The 19,608-nt window shown below is 69.7% G+C and carries 20 protein-coding genes; 8 read left to right on the forward strand and 12 right to left on the reverse strand.

Features of this window, described 5'->3' with window-relative positions:
• Positions 1-1,358: methyl-accepting chemotaxis protein (locus ABWV53_RS15150; protein WP_353366982.1), on the reverse strand; the 1,358-nt coding region annotated here is incomplete at its 3' end.
• Between the two features lie 183 nt (positions 1,359-1,541).
• Positions 1,542-2,558, reverse strand: a complete 1,017-nt coding sequence (locus tag ABWV53_RS15155) for a 1-aminocyclopropane-1-carboxylate deaminase (RefSeq protein WP_353366983.1) — start codon at positions 2,556-2,558, stop codon at positions 1,542-1,544.
• Positions 2,559-2,754: 196 nt separating this feature from the next.
• Here ABWV53_RS15155 and ABWV53_RS15160 point away from each other — a divergent pair, with 196 nt between their 5' ends.
• From ABWV53_RS15160 to ABWV53_RS15185, 6 genes are all read left to right on the forward strand, one after another.
• Positions 2,755-3,276, forward strand: coding sequence for an Lrp/AsnC family transcriptional regulator (locus ABWV53_RS15160; protein ID WP_353366984.1), 522 nt, complete (start codon positions 2,755-2,757; stop codon positions 3,274-3,276).
• A gap of 199 nt (positions 3,277-3,475) precedes the next feature.
• Positions 3,476-3,958, forward strand: coding sequence for a YiaA/YiaB family inner membrane protein (locus ABWV53_RS15165; RefSeq protein WP_353366985.1), 483 nt, complete (start codon positions 3,476-3,478; stop codon positions 3,956-3,958).
• Positions 3,959-4,003: 45 nt separating this feature from the next.
• On the forward strand, positions 4,004-4,471 hold the full coding sequence (locus tag ABWV53_RS15170; RefSeq protein ID WP_353366986.1) for a hypothetical protein: 468 nt from the start codon (positions 4,004-4,006) through the stop codon (positions 4,469-4,471).
• On the forward strand, positions 4,471-5,319 hold the full coding sequence (locus ABWV53_RS15175; RefSeq protein WP_353366987.1) for a DUF2145 domain-containing protein: 849 nt from the start codon (positions 4,471-4,473) through the stop codon (positions 5,317-5,319). Before ABWV53_RS15170 ends, ABWV53_RS15175 begins: the two co-directional genes overlap by 1 nt.
• Before the next feature lie 110 nt (positions 5,320-5,429).
• Positions 5,430-6,494 (forward strand): zinc ribbon domain-containing protein, encoded by a 1,065-nt coding sequence (locus ABWV53_RS15180; protein WP_353366988.1) that lies wholly within the window; start codon positions 5,430-5,432, stop codon positions 6,492-6,494.
• Positions 6,495-6,522: 28 nt separating this feature from the next.
• Complete coding sequence (locus ABWV53_RS15185; protein WP_353366989.1) at positions 6,523-7,203, forward strand: GntR family transcriptional regulator; 681 nt, start codon at positions 6,523-6,525, stop codon at positions 7,201-7,203.
• On the opposite strand, the gene ABWV53_RS15190 is transcribed toward ABWV53_RS15185, so the two are convergent.
• The 5 genes from ABWV53_RS15190 to ABWV53_RS15210 are packed head-to-tail and all read right to left on the reverse strand — an operon-like array spanning position 7,172 to position 11,619.
• Positions 7,172-7,846, reverse strand: coding sequence for an RraA family protein (locus tag ABWV53_RS15190; RefSeq protein ID WP_353366990.1), 675 nt, complete (start codon positions 7,844-7,846; stop codon positions 7,172-7,174). The two genes, ABWV53_RS15185 and ABWV53_RS15190, sit on opposite strands and share 32 nt — an antisense overlap.
• Positions 7,843-8,739: an amidohydrolase family protein gene (locus ABWV53_RS15195; RefSeq protein WP_353366991.1), complete on the reverse strand. Its 897-nt coding sequence runs from the start codon at positions 8,737-8,739 to the stop codon at positions 7,843-7,845. Before ABWV53_RS15195 ends, ABWV53_RS15190 begins: the two co-directional genes overlap by 4 nt.
• The gene (locus tag ABWV53_RS15200; protein WP_353366992.1) at positions 8,736-9,686 is read right to left on the reverse strand and encodes a tripartite tricarboxylate transporter substrate-binding protein; all 951 of its coding nucleotides are present in this window, start codon (positions 9,684-9,686) and stop codon (positions 8,736-8,738) included. The genes ABWV53_RS15195 and ABWV53_RS15200 overlap by 4 nt, the downstream gene beginning before the upstream one ends.
• A 40-nt stretch (positions 9,687-9,726) precedes the next feature.
• Positions 9,727-10,698 (reverse strand): Bug family tripartite tricarboxylate transporter substrate binding protein, encoded by a 972-nt coding sequence (locus ABWV53_RS15205; protein WP_353366993.1) that lies wholly within the window; start codon positions 10,696-10,698, stop codon positions 9,727-9,729.
• A gap of 45 nt (positions 10,699-10,743) precedes the next feature.
• Positions 10,744-11,619 (reverse strand): NAD(P)-binding domain-containing protein, encoded by an 876-nt coding sequence (locus ABWV53_RS15210; protein ID WP_353366994.1) that lies wholly within the window; start codon positions 11,617-11,619, stop codon positions 10,744-10,746.
• Between the two features lie 287 nt (positions 11,620-11,906).
• Between ABWV53_RS15210 and ABWV53_RS15215 the strand changes: the two genes are divergently transcribed.
• Complete coding sequence (locus ABWV53_RS15215; RefSeq protein ID WP_353366995.1) at positions 11,907-12,785, forward strand: SDR family oxidoreductase; 879 nt, start codon at positions 11,907-11,909, stop codon at positions 12,783-12,785.
• A gap of 13 nt (positions 12,786-12,798) precedes the next feature.
• Here the strand turns inward: ABWV53_RS15215 and ABWV53_RS15220 are convergent, their stop codons facing one another.
• Positions 12,799-13,488: a glutathione S-transferase family protein gene (locus ABWV53_RS15220; protein ID WP_353366996.1), complete on the reverse strand. Its 690-nt coding sequence runs from the start codon at positions 13,486-13,488 to the stop codon at positions 12,799-12,801.
• Positions 13,489-13,629: 141 nt separating this feature from the next.
• Positions 13,630-14,802: a tRNA guanosine(34) transglycosylase Tgt gene (gene tgt, locus ABWV53_RS15225; RefSeq protein WP_353366997.1), complete on the reverse strand. Its 1,173-nt coding sequence runs from the start codon at positions 14,800-14,802 to the stop codon at positions 13,630-13,632.
• Between the two features lie 122 nt (positions 14,803-14,924).
• Here tgt and ABWV53_RS15230 point away from each other — a divergent pair, with 122 nt between their 5' ends.
• Positions 14,925-15,425 (forward strand): universal stress protein, encoded by a 501-nt coding sequence (locus tag ABWV53_RS15230; RefSeq protein WP_353366998.1) that lies wholly within the window; start codon positions 14,925-14,927, stop codon positions 15,423-15,425.
• Between the two features lie 108 nt (positions 15,426-15,533).
• Here the strand turns inward: ABWV53_RS15230 and ABWV53_RS15235 are convergent, their stop codons facing one another.
• The 3 genes from ABWV53_RS15235 to ABWV53_RS15245 all read right to left on the reverse strand — a co-directional run bounded on the left by ABWV53_RS15235 (position 15,534) and on the right by ABWV53_RS15245 (position 19,607).
• Positions 15,534-15,920, reverse strand: a complete 387-nt coding sequence (locus ABWV53_RS15235) for a hypothetical protein (protein WP_353366999.1) — start codon at positions 15,918-15,920, stop codon at positions 15,534-15,536.
• A gap of 258 nt (positions 15,921-16,178) precedes the next feature.
• Entirely contained in the window at positions 16,179-17,390 is a 1,212-nt protein-coding gene (locus tag ABWV53_RS15240) for a phospholipase A (RefSeq protein WP_353367000.1), read from the reverse strand.
• 150 nt (positions 17,391-17,540) lie between these two features.
• On the reverse strand, positions 17,541-19,607 hold the full coding sequence (locus tag ABWV53_RS15245) for an ATP-dependent helicase (protein ID WP_353367001.1): 2,067 nt from the start codon (positions 19,605-19,607) through the stop codon (positions 17,541-17,543).
• Position 19,608: the final 1 nt, after the last annotated feature.

The raw sequence follows: 19,608 nt of genomic DNA on the forward strand, positions 1-19,608 counted from the left end.
ACGCGGCGGGCCTGGTTCACGATGTCGTCCATGGTGCTGCCGGCCTCGGCCACCAGCTGCGAGCCGGTCTCCACCTTGGAGACGCTCTCGCCGATCAGGCCCTTGATCTCCTTGGCGGCCTGGGCCGAGCGTTGCGCCAGGCTGCGCACTTCCGACGCCACCACGGCGAAGCCCCGGCCCTGCTCGCCCGCCCGTGCCGCCTCCACGGCCGCGTTGAGCGCCAGGATGTTGGTCTGGAAGGCGATGCCGTCGATCACGCCGATGATGTCGCCGATCCTGCGCGAGCTGCTCGTGATCTCGTCCATCGTGCGCACCACGTTGCCCACCACTTCACCGCCGCGGGTGGCCGTCTGGCTGGCGGACGTGGCCAGCTGCGAGGCCGTGCGCACGGTGTCCGCGTTCTGCTTCAGGGTGGAGTTCATCTCCTCCATCGACGCGGCGGTCTGCTGCAGGTTGGACGCCTGCTCCTCGGTGCGCTGGCTCAGGTCGGCATTGCCCGATGCGATCTGCGAGGCGCCGGTGGCGATCGATTCGCTGGAGAGCCGCACCTCGGACACCACCTGCGCCAGGTTGGCCCGCATCATGCCCATGGCTGCCAGCACGCTGGACGTGTCGCCGGCGCGCACGTCCACCCGCACGGCGAGGTTGCCGCGCGCCACCTCCTGGGCGATGGCGGCGGCATAGGCCGGCTCGCCGCCCAGCTGGCGCTTGACGTGGCGCGTGATGGCCCAGGCGATGAGCGCGCCCAGCAAGGTGGCGCCGATGGCCACGCCCAGCAGCACGGTGGCGGCGCGGTCCGCATCCGCGCGGGACCGGGCGACGGTGTCCGTCGTCTGCTTCTGCTGGTAGGTGCTCAGCGCCTCCAGTGAAGTGAAGTAGACGTTCTGCAGCTGCCGCGCCTCGTTCAGCAGCAGGGTGCGCGCCGCCTCGGCCTGGTTCGACAGCCCCAGCTCGGTCGCCCGGCGGATGCTGGCGAGGTATGGACCGCGTGCTTCGGTGGTCTTGTCGAAGAGGGTTCGCGCCTCCCCGGGTTCGATCATGCTGTCGAGCTGCTTCAGGACTTCGGAATTCTTGCGCGCCATCTCGTCGATGCGCGCCTTCTCCACCTGGATCAGCCGCTCGTCGGTCAGCATCGCGACGTTGCGCACCGCACGGGCTGCCACGTTCACGTTGTCCTTCACCTGCTGGATCAGCAGGATCTTGGCCAGACGCTCTTCGGAGATCTCCCGCACGACCGCGCTCGCCGCGACGAGGTAAGAACGCCCGAGAAGGGCCAGCGCGAGCCCGATAAGGATCACGGTGGCGAAACCGGCGCCCAGCATGGTGCCGAGCTGCATACGCGCCAAAAAGTTCTTCATCCGAATTCCTCCAGCCTGGTGATGTAACGAGATTCCTTAATTGTAAATATACGTTACATTCCACTGGAGATCAGGGGATTTACCTACTGCTGCGTCACGGGTGGCAGCCACCGCCCCAGGGCTCAGACCAGGGCGATGGCGAGCAGCCCGGCCAGCCCCGCGGCGTGCTGCGCGTTCGGCGGTTCAGCCGTTGCGAAAAAGAAAGCTGTAGGCATTGAGCGCCGGCACACCGCCCAGGTGCGCGTACAGCACCTTCGAGCCGGCCGGGAATTCGCCCAGGCGCACTTTCTCGATCATCCCGTGCATGGACTTGCCCTCGTACACCGGGTCGGTGAGCATGCCCTCGGTGCGGGCGCAGAGGCGGATCGCTTCCAGCGTGCCTTCATTGGGCAGGCCGTACTCGGGGCCGCCGAAGCGTTCGTCCAGCACGATGTCGGCATGCGTCATCTCCCGGCCCAGTTCGACCAGCCGGGCCGTGTTCTGGGCGATGCGCAGGATCTGCGTACGCGTCTGCGCCGGCTTGGCCGATGCGTCGATGCCGATCACCCGGTCCGCCCGCCCATCCGCCGCGAAGCCCACCGCCATGCCGGCGTGCGTGCTGCCGGTGACCGAGCAGACGACGATGTAGTCGAACCGGAAGCCCAGTTCCTTTTCCTGCTGGCGCACTTCCTCGGCGAAGCCGACGAAGCCCAGGCCACCGTACGGGTGTTCGGAACAGCCCGCCGGAATGGGGAAGGGCTTGCCGCCCGCCTTCTTCACGTCCTCCATGGCCTGCTCCCAGCTGGGGCGGATGCCGATGTCGAAGCCCGCGGCATCCAGGCGCACGTCCGCGCCCATGATGCGGCTCATCTCGATGTTGCCGACGCGGTCGTACACGGCGTCTGAGTAGTTCACCCAGTTCTCCTGCACCAGCACGCACTTCATGCCCAGGTGCGCGGCCACGGCGGCGACCTGGCGCGTCTGGTTGGACTGGATGCCGCCGATCGAGACCAGCGTGTCGTAGCCGCCCGCGATCGCTTCCGGAATGAGGTATTCCAGCTTGCGCGTCTTGTTGCCGCCGAATGCCAGGCCGGAGTTGCAGTCCTCCCGCTTGGCATACAGATCGACCTGGCCGCCCAGGTGGGCCGACAGGCGCTTGAGCGGCTGGATCGGGGTGGGGCCGAAGGTGAGCGGGTAGCGTTCGAATTGCTGCAGGTTCATGGAAGGCTTTCGGTGGTGATGGCGAGCGAGGAAAGAGGGATTCGGCGGCGGGCCGTCGTTGCATGACGCACCCTGTCGCACTGGCCACCATCGTAGGAAAATGCGTACGCAACAGGGTTGCAAAAGTGCTGCCACCGGCGCGCTGAAAAGCGGCTCATCAGCCATTCCACATATTTTTCATTGCTTCAAACAAGCCATGTGCGCAACAAAATCAAGATTCTCGTCGGGCGCGGCGCAGGCCGTCGACCGGCTCGGCGAACTCGACCGCACCGACCGCGCCATCCTTCGCGCCCTGCAGCGCGACGCCTCCATCTCCAACGTGGCGCTGGCGGCCAAGGTGCATCTGAGCGCGCCCGCCTGCCTGCGGCGGGTGGAGCGGCTCAAGCGCCTGGGCCTGATCGACGGGGTGGTGGCGCTGCTCAACCCCAAGGCCGCCGGGGCGGGCATGCTGGTGATGATCGGCGTGGTGCTGGACCGCTCCACGCCGGAGTCGTTCGCCGAGTTCGAGAAGGCGGCGGTGAAGATCTCCGGCTGCATGGAATGCCATGTCGTGACCGGCGAATTCGATTACTTCCTGCTGGTGCGCACGAAGGACGGCGAGAGCTTCAACCGCCTGCATGCCGAGCAGCTGCTGTACCTGCCCGGCGTACGGCAGGTGCGCTCGTTCATGGTGATCCGCAGCGTGCTGTCCACCACCGAGTTGCCGCTCGCGGTGTGACCGCCCGGGCGCACGCACCCGGCGCCCAGCCTGGGCGCGGGCTCCGGTGGCGGCACGCCCTCAAGGCGGGGAAAGTATCGCGTCGCGATACCCGGCAGCGTGCACAAAGCCACTGGCGGCATCGAATGCGGACGGCAACGCGATGCGCGGCGACGATTCGCTCCGTGTCCCACCACGGCCTTCGCGGCCCCTGCCTTCCATGACTTCCACAGACACCTTTCTCGTTCAGCGTGACACCCGTGCCTGGCAGCTGCAGGTCTGGGTGTCGTTCGGCCTCGCCGTCTTCCTCTGCGGCGTGGGCCTGGCCTGGCTGCCCGGTGCGCAGCTGGAGCGGGCCTTCATGGTGATGGGCTACGTGTTCTGCCTGTCGGCCGCGTTTGGGCTCGCCAAGTTCGTGCGCGACAGCGAAAGCGCCGCGCGCCGGGGCGGCGGCGACACGCCGCTCTGGAAGCTGGTGGTCTGGGGCGGCTTCGCCGTGGCCATGGGCCTGACGGGCTGGGGGCTGCTGGGCATGCAGATCAACGTGACCTACAAGGCCTTCCTGGGTGTGGGCTGGCTCTACCTCATCACCACCGCGTTCACGCTGGCCAAGATGCTGCGCGACCGCCATGAAGCCGACCTGGCCGACGCCCGCCTGCAGGGGCGGCGAGAGGCTGCGCGGGCGCCTGCGAGCGTGCCATGACACAGGGCCAGTCCCTCCCCGCAGCGACCTGAAGGAGTCCACACCATGATCCATTCGACCGTTTTTCGCCCGGCCTTCGCCCAAGCGTCACTCGCACTGGCCTGCCTGTGCTGCGCGGTGGCCGGGCCGGCCCGCGCGCAGAGCGAGGCGTCGGCCGCGCTGTCGCTGATGCCGGTGGCCTCGGCCGTCGGCTCGGCGGGTGCCGCCTCGGCGGCGGCCGGGGCCGTGGCGGCCTTGCCGGTGGCTCTGTCGGTGGGCGGCGCGGTGCTCACGGTCAAGGCCGTGCAGGCCTCGGCCACCGGCACCGTGTATCTGCTGGAGCGCGCATCGGACGGCGCGCAGGCCAGCATCGAAGTCACCGGCCGGGCGGCCTCGGCCGCCGCGCACGGCGTGGGCACGGTGGTGTCCTGCAGCGTGATCGGCACGGGCGTCGTCCTCTCGGCGGCGGGCGAGGTGCTGGCCTTCGTGCCCAATGCACTCGGCCGTGCGCTGCTGCACAACGAGCGTCTGTGATGCCGTGCGCCACCATCGCCTACGCCTGCGCCATCGCCCGGCGCAGCCTGCCCTCGGTCGGGGCCGCCGTCATCGCCGCGCTGGCCTTCGCCGGCACCGCCCGGGCCGGGCGCACCTGCGAGCAGCGCCCGCCCTCCGCGCAGGTCGTCGAGCGCGGCATGCAGCTGGCCGAGCGCACGGCCCGGGCCCTGGACGCGGAGCATGCGCGTTCCGGCACCCGGGTGGTGGTGCTGGCGCGGGCCGGGCAGGACCTGTCGAAGTACGGACTGCACTGGTCGCACCTGGGCTGGGCCTACCGCACGCCCGAGGGCCCGTGGCGCGTGGTGCACAAGCTCAACGCCTGCGGCACCGCCGTCGCCCACGTGTACCGGCAGGGGCTGGGCGAATTCTTCCTCGACGACCTCTGGCGCCATGAAGCCGCCTGGGCCGTGCCCACGCCCGCCGTGCAGCAGCAACTGCTGCCGTTGCTGGCCGATGGCGCCCGCGCCAAGGCCCTGCACGAGCCGGCCTACAGCATGGTCAGCTATGCCTGGGGCACGCGCTACCAGCAATCAAACCAGTGGGCGCTGGAGACGCTGGCCGCCGCCATGGAGCCCGCCACCGTGCGCACGCGCAGCCAGGCGCAGGCGTGGCTGCGGTTCAAGGGCTACGAGCCCGCCACGCTGAAGATCGGCCCGCTCACCCGCCTTGGCGGCCGTGTCGCGTCGGCCAACGTGGCGTTCGACGACCACCCGGGCGAAAGGCGCTTCGCCGACCGCATCGACACCGTGACGGTGGAGTCGGTCTTCGCGTGGCTGCAGCGCGTGCCGCTGGCCGGCCCGCCAGTGTGGCTGCAGGCCGGGCCGTGAAGCAGCCGGGCCGGCCACGGGCTTCGAATTGGCGTCAAAATGGCCGCGGGCGCTTGTGCTTCAAGCGCATGCAGCTATTAAAAACATAGCATCAACAGCAAGGAGTCCGCATGAGCAAGGGTTTGCGTCTGTCCGAGAAATGGTTTCGCCGGGGCCTTTGGCTGGTGGCGGTGGTGTTCGCCAGCTTCCTGATCGGCCTGGGCGGCACGGTGGTGGGCGATCTGCCGCGGGTGGAAGCGCCGCTGCAGCTCGACGACTACCTGGACCGCAACGCCGCCGAGGCGCTGCGTGCACAGGTCGCCGCCGCAGAGCGCGCCCAGTCCGCCGCCGAAGACGCGCTGGAACAGGCCCGGCTGCAGCGCGACAAGGCCCGCAGCGAGACCGCCGCCGAGCGCGAGACCTTCGACAACTGGCTGGCCACCCGCAGCGCCACGCAGCAGGCCGAGCACAACCCCGAGGTGGTGCGCCGCACGCAGGCGCTGGACGCGCTCAAGCAGCGCGAGCGCCAGGCGCAGCAGGCCGTGCAGGCGCAGCAGCAGGCGCACTTGGACGCCCGCCAGGGCGCCGCCGCCGCGCGCCAGCGCCTGAGCGCGCTGGAGGACGGCGGCTACCAGCGCATGCAGCAGGCCATGCGCCGGGTCGAGCTGCGCGTCTTCCTCTACCGCCTGGCGCTCACCCTGCCGCTGCTGGTCGCCGCCGGCTGGCTCTTCGCCAGGAAGCGCAAGAGCACCTGGTGGCCGTTCGTGTGGGGCTTCATCTTCTTCGCGCTGTTCGCCTTCTTCGTCGAGCTGGTGCCCTACCTGCCCAGCTACGGCGGCTACGTGCGTTACGTGGTGGGCATCGTCGTGACGGTGCTGGTGGGCCGCTACGCCATCGTGGCGCTCAACCGCTACCTGGAGCGCCAGCGCCAGGCCGAGGCCCTGCCCGACCAGCAGCGCCGCAAGGATCTGAGCTACGACGTGGCCCTGGCCCGGCTGGCCAAGGGCGTCTGCCCGGGCTGCGAGCGCGCCGTCGACCTGAAGAACGAGGCCATCGACTTCTGCCCGCACTGCGGCATCGGCCTCTTCGACCACTGCGGCGCCTGCAGCACCCGCAAGAGCGCCTTCGCCCGGTTCTGCCATGCGTGCGGAACGCCGGCCGAGGCCTCGGGCACAGCATCGGCCGCTCCACATTGAGGGGCGCAGGCGTGGACGACAATCCGGCATGGCCAAACTCTCCGACACCCTTTACGCGGACTTGCGCCGGCGCCTCATGTCCGGCTACTACGAGCCGGGAGCCAGGTTGCGTGAAGAGCACATCGCCGAGGAAATGAAGGTCAGCCGCACGCCGGTGCGCGCGGCGCTGCAGCGGCTGGTGGAAGACGGCCTGCTGGTGGCCGCCGCACGCGGCGCCACCGTGGCGGAATGGACCCGCTGGGACGTGGCCGAAGTGTTCGAGCTGCGCATGCTGCTGGAGCCCCACGCGGCGGGCCTGGCCGCCGAACGGGCCACGCCCGAGCAGGTGGCCGAGATGGAGGCGCTCAACGACGAGATGCTGGAATGGGTGAAGTCGCGCAAGGACGACCGCCTGGCCCGCATCCAGGCCGTGAACAACCGCTTCCACCACCTGCTGGTGGAAGCCGCCCGCTCGGGCCGCCTGAAGGCCATGCTGCAGAACTTCCTGGACATGCCGATCATGATCGGCTCGTTCTACTTCTACACCGAGCAGGACATGCTCAACAGCGTGGAGCACCACCGCCAGGTGACCGAGGCCATCCGCCGCCGGGACCGGCGCCATGCCGAGCAGGCCATGGCATTCCACCTGCGGGCCTCGTTCCTGCGCTTCGAGAGGCAGCGCGTGGCCTCGGCGGACGTCACTCCTGAATCGGACAGCCCAGGCGCTTGAGCGTCTCGTCGATCCAGGGTGCGCTGTACGTGCCCGCCGCGATGTCGGCCACCATCTTCGCCTCGACGACCTGCTTGCCATGCGCGGCTTGCAGCAGCGCCTCGGCCTGGCCGAAGGGCACGCACAGCAGGCCGTCGTCGTCGCCGATCACCAGGTCGCCCGGCTCGATCACCATGCCGTCGATGGCGATGGGCACGTTGATCTCGCCCGGCCCGTCCTTGTAGGGTCCGCGGTGCGTGACGCCTGCCGCGAACACGGGGAAGCTGCCGGCCCGGATCCAGGCCGCATCGCGGATCGCGCCGTGGATGACGATGCCGCCGAGCTGCCGGCGCATCGCGTCACCCACCATGATCTCGCCGATCAGCGCATTGGTGAGGTCGCCGCCCGCGTCCACCACGATCACGTCGCCGGGGCAGGCCATCTGCAGCGCCTTGTGGATCATCAGGTTGTCGCCCGGGCGGGTCTTGATGGTGAGCGCCGGGCCGGCCATGCGGCCGCCGGCATGCATGGGCCGCAGGCGGGCGCCGCCGGCCGTCATGCGGGCCATGCAGTCGCTCACGTTGGCGACGGGAACGTCCAGGTAACGCTGGGCGAGGTCGAGGCTGACGGCGCGCTGGCGCTTGAGGATTTGGAGGCCGATCATGGTGTTGCTTCAGGTTGGGATGGAAGAGAGGGAGGAAGGGCGGGTGCCGGGAACCGGTAGAGGCGCGCGGGGTTGTCCACCAGCACGCGCTGCCGCTCCCCGGGCGAGAGCCAGCGCGCGAGCCGCTGCATGAGCGCTGCGTCGTCGGGTGGGTCCGGCTCCGTGACATGCGGCCAGTCGGTGCCCCAGACCAGCCGGTCCGGCGACGCGTCGGCCAGCCGACGCACGAAGCCGTCCAGCGCCGCAGCGGGCTCGAGGCCCGGCGCGGCGATGTAGGGGGCCGAGAGCTTCAGCCACACCTTGCGGCTGGCCAGCAGGCGCGCCACCGTGTCCTCCACCGGTCCTGCCGCCACCCCGTCGGCATGCACGCGGGCGAAGTGGTCGATGACCAGCGGCACCGGCAGCGCCAGGATGCGATCGGTGAGCCCGACCAGCTCGGTGGACCGCACATGCAGCTGGATGTGCCAGCCGAGCGGCTCGATCCGGCGCGCCACCGGCTCAAGCATGTCCAGCGTCGTGGCGCCGGCCTGCACCAGGTTGAACCGGACGCCCACGACGCCGTGGTCGCGCAGCACCTGCAGCTCGGCCGGGCTGGCGTGCGGGTCGATCACCGCCACACCCCGTGCGCTGCCGCCCAGGCGGCGCAGGCCCGCCAGCAGCACGCGGTGGTCCCGCCCGTAGCTGGAGGGCTGCACCAGCACGTTGCGCTCGATGCCGAGGCGGCCCGCGAGCCGCCGGTACTGCGCCACGCTGGCCTCGGCGGGCCGCAGCAGGGCGCCGGGCGCGAAGGGCAGGGCGGGGTCGAAGAGGTGCATGTGGCAGTCGCACGCCCCGGCGGGCATGTCGAACGGCGCCGCGGGCCCTGGCGGCGCATGCCGTGCCCGGGCCGTCATGGGGTGGGCTTGGCGGCGTGCCAGAACCTGTAGGACCGGGCCAGTTCCGCGGCGGACTGCTCCAGGTCGGTGGGTGCGAGCTCCAGGGACATGTCCTGCACCTTGGCCTGCACCTCGGGGTCTTTCAGCACGCTGTGCAGCGCGGCGTTGAACTTCTCGGCCAGCGGGGCGGGCAGGCCCTTGGGCGCGAAGAAAGCGTTGAAGCTGCTCACGTTCACGCCGCTGAAGCCCTGTTCCTCGAAAGTGGGCACCTCGGGCAGCAGCGCCGATCGCTTGCCGCCCGAGATGGCCAGGATGCGCACCTTGCCGCCGCGCGACATGGTCACGCCTTCGGGCTCGCCGGTCACGCCCGAGGCCAGCTGCCCGCCGATCAGCTGCGGCATCATCTGCGCCGAGCCGCCGAAGGCGATGGCCTCCATCTTCACGTGGGCCTTGCGGCTGATCGCTGCGCCGATGATGTCTGGCACGCCGCCGATCAGCGGCATGCCGTAATTGCCCAGCTGCGGGTTCTGGCGCACCGCCTCGACGAATTCCGGCAGGGTCTTAGCCGGGCTGGTCAGCGGCACGGCGAAGGTCCACTGGAAGCGGGCCACCTGGCCGACGGGCATGAAGTCCCGCACCGCGTCGTAGCCCGCGCTCGGTGTGATGAGCGGCACGACGACGACCGAATGGTCGAGCGCCAGCAGAAAGGTGGAACCGTCCGGCGCCGCCGTCTTGACGAAGGCGGTGCCGATCTGGCCGCTGGCGCCGGGCTTGTTCTCGATGACGACGGTCTGGGACAGCTCCTTGCCCAGCCGTGGGCCCAGCAGCCGCGCCAGGGCGTCGGTGGCGCCGCCGGGCGCGAAGGGCACGACGATCTTGATCGGGTTCTTGAAGTCCTGCGCGGCGGCGCCGGCGGCCAGGGCGGCGAGGATCGCGCCGGCGAAGAGGGTGCGGAGTGTCTGCATGGTCCGTACGAGGTGAGAGCGGGCGGAGGGGCCGTGTGGTTCAGTCGAGCTTGGTGCCCGAATCGCGCACCACGGGAGCCAGGCGCGCCCGGTCGGCGGCGTAGAGGTCGCCCATTTCCTTGGGCGTGCTGCCCAGGATGTCGGCGCCGCTCGCGAGGATCTTGGCGCGCGTGTCGGGCTGCTGCAGCACCTGGTTGACGGCGGCGTTGACGCGGCTCACCACCTCGGGCGGGGTGCCGGCCGGGGCCATCACGCCCCAGACGCTCGCCAGCTCCACGCCGGCGATGCCCGATTCGGTGTACGTGGGCACGTTGGGCAGCACGGGTGAGCGCTTGGCGGTGGTGACGCCCAGCGCCCGCACCTTGCCACCCTGGATGTGGCTCTGCAGCGTGGGGATGGAGCCCATGTACATGTCGACCTGGCCGCCGATGAGGTCGGGCAGCGCCTGCGCCATGCCCCGGTAGGGCACGTGCGTGAGCTTCATCCCCGAGCTTTTCTGCCACAGCTCGCTGATCAGGTGGGCCACCGTGCCGGTGCCGGGCGAGGCGAACGTCAGGTGGCCGGGCTGGGCCTTGGCCGCCGCGATCACGTCGGCCAGCGTCTTGTAGGGCGAGTCGGCCCGCACCACCAGCACGGCCGGGCCGCTGGCGACCAGGCCCACGGGGACGAGGTCCTTCACGAGGTCGTAGGTCAGCCTGGAATAGAGCAGCGGGTTCAGCACCACGTTGTCGGTCTGCGCCATGACCAGCGTGTAACCGTCGGCCGGCGCCTTGGCCGTGGTGTCCAGCGCCAGGTTGCCGCCCGCGCCGGGCTTGTTCTCGACCACCACGGTCCACTGCAGGGTGTCGGCCAGCTTGGTGGCGACCAGCCGCGTCAGGTTGTCGGTGCCGCCGCCGGGCGGGAACGGCACGATGAACTTGATCGGCTTGGCGGGATAGCCTTGCGCGAGGGCGGTGGCGCCCGCCGCCAGCAGGCAGGCGGCGGCGAGGATGCGTTGAAGAATAGGGCGCATGGTGGTCTTGTCTCCGTGTGGGTGGGGTTCAGGCGAAAGGGGAATTCATGCGCGGCCCGCTGGCGGGGTGCGCGCCAGCGTGGCCAGCCAGGCCAGGGCATCGGCCGTGCTGCTGCCGGCGTAGGGCGCGTCGACCTGGCCCTGCACCGTGTGCTCGAACAGTTGCTGCACGCCAGGCAGCACGATGGGCTCGACGCCCGCCAGGCGCATCTGGCGCTGGGCCTCGACCACCTCGTTGCGCCGGCGGCCGGCGTGGGGGATGTGGGTGCGCACCATCGATTCCATGGTCTCGCGCAGCGATCCCTGGTCGATGTCCAGCAGCACGTCGTGCAACTCGGCGCGCAGCCCCTGCTGCTCGGCCGTCACCAGGCATTCCACCGCCAGCGCTTCCATGCCCTTGGTGAAGATGCTGCGCAGCAGCTTCAGCGCTGCGGCGTCGCCGGGCCGGGCGCCTACGGTGCGCACCGGCGCGCCGCAGGCGCCCAGCAGCGCGGCCACTTCCGGCGCCGCCGTGCCGGAACACAGCACCGGGGTGCGCGCCCCGCTCAGGTTCACCGCGCCGGTGATGGCCACGTCCACGAAGCGGTGCCCGCCTGCCTCGGCCTCGCGTGCCGCCTGCCGCATGTCGTCGGGGTCGGCGGTGGTCATGTCGACATACAGCGCGCCCGGGGGGAGATGGGCGAACGCCTGGCGGGCGACCTGCAGCGCGACGGTGCCGAACACGGCGCTCACGGCCATCTGTGCCGCATGCAGCCACGCGCCTGGCGCGGCATGCACGCCGGCCCCGAGACGCTGCGCCAGCCCGCGCAGCGCGGCGCCGGGCTGCGGGTCGACGAAGCCGGCGATGGTGTGCCCCTGGGCGGCAAGGGCCTCGGCGTAGCACTGCCCGACCACGCCTCCGCCAAAAATGACTATGTTCATAAAAATACAATAAAAGTACAAAAAAGATTGGACATGGCGAGATGTACGTCGTCAATCGCTTGAATCGACGTTTTCATTAGGGTTTGTGTTTATTTCTTGTACTTTTCAAACATGCCGTACGCGCTTGGCCGTGCGTGCGTGGCGCAGCCGCCGCCGCGTGCCGACAAGGATTGGGGCGGGTTCTCCTACAGCTCGGGCACGCCGGCGCTTCCCAGACTGCGGGGCTGGAGGCGCCCCTTCACGGCGCCCGATTCGTTTGTCCATAACCCCTCGCAGGAGCCTGTTCCATGCCTCTCGATCCCCGCACCGCCGGCCCCCGGCCCCCGTTCTCCGACCAGCAGCCCCTGACGCCGCCCGGCGCCGAAACCGACATGAATCCACGGCCCGATTACGGCGCCGACTCGTACCAGGGCTCGGGCAAGCTCAAGGGGCGCAGGGCCGTCATCACGGGCGGCGACAGCGGCATCGGGCGGGCGGTGGCGCTGGCCTATGCGCGCGAGGGCGCGGACGTGCTGATCGCCTACCTGCCCGAGGAGGAGGGCGATGCGCGCCACACGCTGGAGATGGTCGAGGCCGAGGGCCGCCGCGCCATCGGCGTGCCGGGCGACATCCGCGAGGAAGCGCACTGCAACGGCATCATCGAGCGCGCGGTGAAGGAGCTGGGCGGCATCGACATCCTGGTCAACAACGCGGCCTACCAGATGTCGCACGACAGCATCGACGAGCTCACGGCCGAGGAGTTCGACCGCACCTTCCGCACCAACGTCTACGCCACCTTCTACCTGAGCAAGGCAGCGGCGCGGCACATGCCGCCGGGCAGCGCGATCATCAATACGGTGTCGGTGAATGCGGACAAGCCGAACAAGACGCTGCTGGCCTATGCCTCGACCAAGGGCGCGTTGCAGAACTTCACCGGCGGGCTGGCGCAGCTGCTGGCCGACAAGGGCATTCGCGTGAACTGCGTGGCGCCGGGGCCGATCTGGACGCCGCTGATCCCCTCCACGCTGGACATAGAGCGTGCGCGCGAGTTCGGCAAGCAGGTGCCCTTCCAGCGCCCCGGCCAGCCGGCGGAACTGGCGCCCGCCTACGTGCTGCTGGCGTCCGACCAGGCGAGCTACATCTCCGGCGCGACCATCGCCGTCACGGGCGGCGTGCCGATCATCTGACGGGGCGCGCTGGTCAGGCCGACATGACGACCGGCCCGCCCTTGTCCAGCGCCCGCTGGTATGCGGGCCGGGCGCGCACGCGGTCGCGATAGGCGCGCAGGTGGGGGTGGCGGTCGGCGCCCTCGGCACGCGAGAGGGCGGCCTCCACCGGGAAGCTCATCTGGAAGTCCGCCAGGCTGAGGTCGTCGCCCGCGAACCAGGTGTGGTGCGACAGGTGTTCGTCCATGAAGGCGAGCGCGGTGGCCAGGTTCGGATCGACGAGCTTTTGCTGCGCCTGGCCGCAAATGCCGCGTGCCACCGGCCGCACGAAGAACGGCATGGGCCGGGTCGGCAGCGTCTTGAACACCAGCTTCAGCATCAGCCAGTTCATCAGCGAGCCCTCGGCGTAGTGCATCCAGAAGCGGCACTGCCGCAGTGCGGGCGTGCCCCGGGCGGGTACCAAGTGCGCCAGCTCGGGCGGTGCGGCGTCGCCGAAACGGTCGGCCAGGTATTCGAGGATGGCACCCGACTCGGCCACCGTGTCGCCCTCATCCGTGATGACGGGCGACTTGCCCAGCGGGTGGATGCGCTTGAGCTCGGGCGGCGCGAGCCGCGTGCGCGGGTCGCGCTGATACCGCTTCAGCGTGTAGGGCACGCCCAGCTCCTCCAGCAGCCACAGAACGCGCTGCGAGCGCGAGGTTTCGAGATGGTGGACGGTGATCATGGCTGCATGCTAGCCAGGGGTGCCGCAGCGGGTGCGTACGACAAGTTCGCCAGGCTCTGCGCGACGCCTGGGCTCCGAGCGGGTTGGCTTGCTGCGCGGGCTGGCTGCACCGCCCCTGGCGGCGAAGGCATGCCCTTCGATTCAGACGCCGCGCGCCCGGTCGGCCGCGAAGCGTTGGCGGAAGGCCGCGAACTCGCCCGCGTCCAGCGCTTGCCGCACTTCGCGCATCAGGTTCAGGTAGTAGTGCAGGTTGTGGATGGTGGTGAGCATGGGGCCCAGCATCTCGCCGCAGCGGTCGAGGTGGTGCAGGTAGGCGCGGCTGAAGCCGCCCCGGCCGCCGTCGGCCCAGGCCACGCCGTCCTTGCCGGCGCAGGCGTGGCAGGTGCAGGTGGCGTCCAGCGGCTGGTGGTCGGCCTTGTGGCGGGCGTTGCGCAGTTTCAGGTCGCCGTAGCGCGTGAAGATGGTGCCGTTGCGCGCATTGCGGGTGGGCATCACGCAGTCGAACATGTCCACGCCGTCGGCCACGCCCTGCACCAGGTCCTCGGGCGTGCCTACGCCCATCAGGTAGCGGGGTTTGTTGGCCGGCAGCAGGTGCGGCGTGTGGGCCATGATCTCCAGCATCTCGTCCTTGGGCTCGCCCACGCTGACGCCGCCCACGGCGTAGCCGGGAAAGTCCATCTCGACCAGGGCCTGCAGCGATTCCTCGCGCAGGTTCGTGTACATGCCGCCCTGCACGATGCCGAAGAGCGCGTTCGGGTTGCCCAGCCGCTCGAACTCGTTTTTGGAGCGCACGGCCCAGCGGCGGCTCATCTCCATTGACTTGCGCGCCTCGGCCTCGGTGGTCTTCTGGCCCTTGGTCTCGTACGGCGTGCACTCGTCCAGCTGCATCACGATGTCGGAGTTGAGCGTGGTCTGGATCTGCATGCTTACCTCGGGCGACATGAAGAGCTTGTCGCCGTTGACCGGGCTGGCGAAGGTCACGCCTTCCTCGGTGATCTTGCGCATGGCGCCGAGCGACCACACCTGGAAGCCGCCCGAATCGGTGAGGATGGGCTTGTTCCACTGCTCGAAGCCGTGCAGGCCGCCGAAGCTCCGCATCACGTCCAGCCCCGGGCGCATCCAGAGGTGGAAGGTGTTGCCCAGGATGATCTGCGCGCCCATGTCGTGCAGGCTTTGCGGCATCACGCCCTTGACGGTGCCGTAGGTGCCCACGGGCATGAAGATGGGCGTCTGCACCACGCCGTGGTTGAGGGTGAGGGTGCCGCGCCGCGCATGGCTGGTCGGGTCGGTCTTGAGAAGGTCGAACTGAAGCATGGGCGCGATTGTCCCAGACCGCAGGGGATTGGCCCGCCGCCGTGCCGGCCCGCCGCTACACTGAATCGGACGGGGATGGACTGGCACCGTCCCCCCCTACCAACGCTGCGAAAGGACCGACCATGACCAAGATTCTGATTGCCGCCGACGGCTCCGACCTCTCGCTGGACGCCGTGCACCACACCCTGTCGCTGCTGCGCGGCGGCCTGCGCGGCGAAGTGGTGCTGGCCCATGTGCAGGAGCCCGCCACGCTCTACGAGATGGTGACCACCCGCGACCCCGACCTCATCGCCGCGGCCAGCGTGGAGGCCGGCGAGCACCTGCTGGCCCCGGCCCGTGCGCTCATCGAGGCGGCGGGCGTGGCCTGCGAAACCGAGGTGGGCGTGGGCGACGTGGCGCACACCCTGGTGGACATCGCCGAGCGGCGTGGCTGCGACATGATCGTGGTCGGCGCGCGCGGCCAGGGCGCCATCGCCAGCGCGCTGCTGGGCTCGGTGTCGCAGGCGCTGGTGCAGGCCAGCCCGGTGCCGGTCACCATCGTCAAGCACGCCGACACGCTGGCGGAGGTGGAAGCCGAGCCTGCCCTGTCGGCGGACGTGGCCGCGGGCCGGGGCGTCCTTTGAGAAAGGGGCTGGACCGGAGGGCGGCAGCGCAGTTGCGCGGGCGGTGACGCCAGCCAGCGACCCCGCGCCCGTCCCGCCGTGCCGTCCGTTCGCCCGTTGATTCGTTCGTCAGGCCGCCTGGCGGAAGGGTTCGGCCGTGCGCTGCAGCTTGCCATGCGGCAGGCTGGCCAGGCGCTTGAACATGCGGCGGCAGTAGCCGTTGATCCAGAGGCACTTGTTCAATTCGTCCACCGGCAGCGGGCCGGAGACGACCACGATGTCGTTGGCGGCCTCCACCGCGCCGGCGGCCCGCAGGCGGCGGCGCGTGTGGCTGGCCCACGACTGGATGCGCACGGGGCTGCCGTGCTGGTGCACTTCGCCCGTGTGCGCATCGAAGGCGATGGCCACGGTGTCGGTCTTGAGCTTGAACCGCCGCTCGCCGGTGACGGCGCTGGGCGCATCGCGCATGTCGTACAGGTAGTAGCTGCCCGACTTGAGCTGGTATTGCATGTCCATTGTTTTCGTCCTCCGAGCGGCATTTTCGAGGGGGCTCGTGGCCGGCAAAGGCGGAGAAAACGGGAAGAAAACCGCTCTTATTCCAGGAGCTGCGCGGGGAGCGCCGTGTGCCTGCCGGGCTGCTGCATTGTGTCGGCGCCGGGTGGCGGCTTCAAGGCATCGGGGCCGGCAAAGGGTAACGGGTTGTGATGCGGGCGGCGCCGGGCCGCGGCGGCGCAAGTCTCGCCTCCTGCCGGCCGCCGCCCGACCGGCGCCCGGTCAGAAGTCGACCAGGCTCAGGCCCACGCTGAACACGGTGCGCTTGCGGTTGTAGTCGATCATGCTGTCGCCGTAGCCGCTGAAGAGGGCAGTGTGCAGCCGCAGGTTGCTCTTGCCCGCGCCCAGGTTCTGGCCCAGCGTCTGCATCCATTCGAAGCGTGCCGAGCCCCGGTGCGCCGAGCCCAGCGAATGCCGGCCCGTGAAGATGAAGGTGTTGTTGCGGTCGCGGTTCCACGACACCGTCATCTCGCCGCGGCCCAGGTAGTTGCTGATGCCGGGGTTGTCGTCGCTGTCCGCGCCTTCGTTCAGGCGCTTCCAGACGCGGCCGGTCACGGTCCAGCGGTCGTCCAGTTCGATACCGCTCATCAGGTAGACGCGGTTCCAGCTGCGCGACAGCGGCAGGCTCTGGCCGTTGGACTGGTGCACCAGCCCGAGGCCCGTGTAGCGCCAGCGCCAGCCGAAGGGCAGCTTGGCATCGGTCGGGTAGACGTACATCACTTCCGGCTCGTGGTCGGTGGAGCGGAAGGGGCGCGAGATGTCGGGGCTGAACAGCTGCCAGTACGACTGCTGGGTGTAGCCCACCCAGAGCGAATCGCTCAGCGTGGGGTGGCCCTGCGTGAGCAGCCCCTGGGCGAGCTTGGTGCGCACCGACAGCTGCACGCGCATCTCGGTCGTGCGGTAGTCGATGGCGGTGAGCGCGTTGTGGTCGGGCGCGTCCGACGTGGGCTGGCGGTTCACGTTGCTGCCCTTGGCCACCGACACGCTGATGGGCCGGTAGCCGCGGAAGCGGAAGGTGCCGCAGTCGCTGCCGGTCTCAAGCTCCCAGAAGCGCGACAGCGTGCTGTACTGCGCGTCGCGGCAGCCGTCGGTCTGCGCGACTTCGATCACGCGGGTGGCGGGCAGGGTGGCATCGACCGGCTTGGGCGGCGCGCTAGCGTCGGCGGGCGGCTGCGCCGAAGCGCTGGCCGCCGGTGCCTGCCACGACTGCTGGCCGGCCCACTGGTCGAAGCAGGCCAGGCGGGCGTTGCTGTCGCCCGTCATGGCGGAGCAGCGGCGCCAGGCGGCGTCGCTGCCCGGGCCGGTGGCGTTCTGGGCCGCGCCCGTCTGCGCCAGCGCGGCGCCGGCAGGGGCGCACAGCGCCAGCGCCAGGGCGCTCAGGCGGGCCGCCGGCAGGTGGCGGAAGGAAGGGGTGAAGGCAGGGGCAGAGGGCATGGTGCGCTGGTGATTCGGGCGGCAGGGGACGAGTATCGCTGCGCCGCCCGCCCACAGGAACGGGCGGAGTGGAGTGATGTTTTTAAGCCAAAAGTGCCTTCAGCGCCTATCCAATAATCGCCTTCAGCTATAAAAATTATAGCTATGGCGTCACGCGCCCGTCGCCGGCTGCGCCTTGCGGGCGGCGAATTCCGCACGCAGCGCGCGCAGCTTCTCGCGTGGGTCTTCCCGGGCGGTGTTCTTGTCCAGGCCCATTTCGGCGATGAACCGGCTGGGCTGGGCGGCCACCATCTCGCGGCCCTTCTTGCGGCGCTTGGTCCAGCTCACCGCCAGGCTGCGCTGGGCGCGGGTGATGCCCACGTACATCAGGCGGCGCTCTTCCTGCAGCCGCTGCACGGTCTCGTCGCTCACCGTGGTCGCCCGGCCCTCGTTGTCGTCCAGCTTGAAGGGGAGCATGCCTTCGGTCACGCCCACCAGCATCACGTGCGGCCACTCCAGGCCCTTGGAGGCGTGCAGGGTCGAGAGGGTGACCAGGTCTTCGTCCTTCTCGCGTTCGCTGATGGTGGAGAGCAGCGCGATGGTCTGCGCCACTTCCAGCAGGCTCTTGGTTTCCTTGGCCACCACGGCGCCGGCGGTGTCCTCGATCTGCCCGCCGGCGCGCTGGCTCATCCAGTCGCAGAACTCCAGCACGTTGCTCCAGCGCGCGGCCGCCACCGTCTCGCTGTCCTCGCTGTCGTAGAGGTACTGCTCGTAGCCGATCTCCTTGAGCCATTCCGTCATGAAGGCGCGGGCGTCCTGCGCGCCGATGGTGCGGCGGGCGCGGTACTCCAGGTCGTTGATGTAGCGGCCGAACTCCAGCACGCTTTCGTGCGCCTTGCGCGGCAGCACGGCCTCCAGCATGTGGTTGAACAGCGCGCCGAACATGCTCACCTTGTGCTGCGTGGAGAATTCGCCCAGCTTGGCCAGCGTGGTGTGGCCGATGCCGCGCTTAGGGGTCGTGATGGCGCGCAGGAAGGCCGGGTCGTCGTCGCTGTTGATCCAGAGGCGGAACCAGGCGCACAGATCCTTGATCTCCGCCCGGTCTAAGAAGCTGGTGCCGCCCGAGACCTTGTAGGGCACGTTCGCCTTGCGCAGCGCTTTTTCGAACGGCTTGGCCTGGTGGTTGGCGCGGTAGAGGATGGCGAAGCTCTTCCACGCCGGCTGCGGGTTGACCGTGGCGCGCAGGCTCAGGATGCGCGCCACGGCGCGTTCGGCCTCGTGTTCTTCGTTGTCGGCGTCCACCACGCGCACCGGCTCGCCTTCGCCCAACTCAGAAAACAGCGTCTTCGGATAGAGCTTGGGGTTGGGCTGGATGACGTTGTTGGCCGCCCGCAGGATGGCGCTGGTGGAGCGGTAGTTCTGCTCCAGCTTGATGACCTGCAGCTGCGGGTAGTCGACCGGCAGTTTCTTCAGGTTGTCCAGCGTGGCGCCGCGCCAGCCGTAGATGGACTGGTCGTCGTCGCCCACGGCGGTGAAGCGCGCGCGCTCGCCCACCAGCAGCTTGAGCAATTCGTACTGCGTGGCGTTGGTGTCCTGGTACTCGTCGACCAGCACGTGGCCCAGCGCGTCCTGCCATTTGGCGCGCACCTCGGGGTGGTCGCGCAGCAGGCGCAGCGGCATGCCGATCAGGTCGTCGAAGTCCACGCTCTGGTAGGCCGTCAGGCGCTCCTCGTAGCGCTGCATGATGAGGGCGATGCTGCGCTCGTTGTCGTCTTGGGCTTGCGCGAGCGCCTGGGCGCTGTCGAGGCCGGCGTTCTTCCAGGCGCTGATGGTCCACTGCCACTGGCGCGCCGTGGCGATGTCGGTGGTGCCGCCCGCCGCGTCCTTGATGATGCCGGTGACGTCGTCCGCGTCGAGGATGCTGAACTGGGGTTTCAGGCCCAGCACGGCGCCGTCTTCCCGCACCATGCGCACGCCCAGCGCGTGAAAGGTGCAGACCAGCACGTCCTTGGCCGCCCGGCCGATCAGGTGCTGCGCCCGCTCGCGCATCTCCGCCGCCGCCTTGTTGGTGAAGGTGATGGCGGCGATGCGGCGCGGCGCCAGGCCGGTCTCGATCAGCCGGCCGATCTTCATCGTGATCACGCGCGTCTTGCCCGAGCCGGCCCCGGCCAGCACCAGGCAGGGCCCCTCGGTGTAGTGGACGGCGCGGAGCTGGGCGAGGTTGAGGCCTGCGGACATG

This window comes from Acidovorax sp. FG27, assembly GCF_040365715.1.
Lineage (GTDB): Bacteria > Pseudomonadota > Gammaproteobacteria > Burkholderiales > Burkholderiaceae_C > Paracidovorax.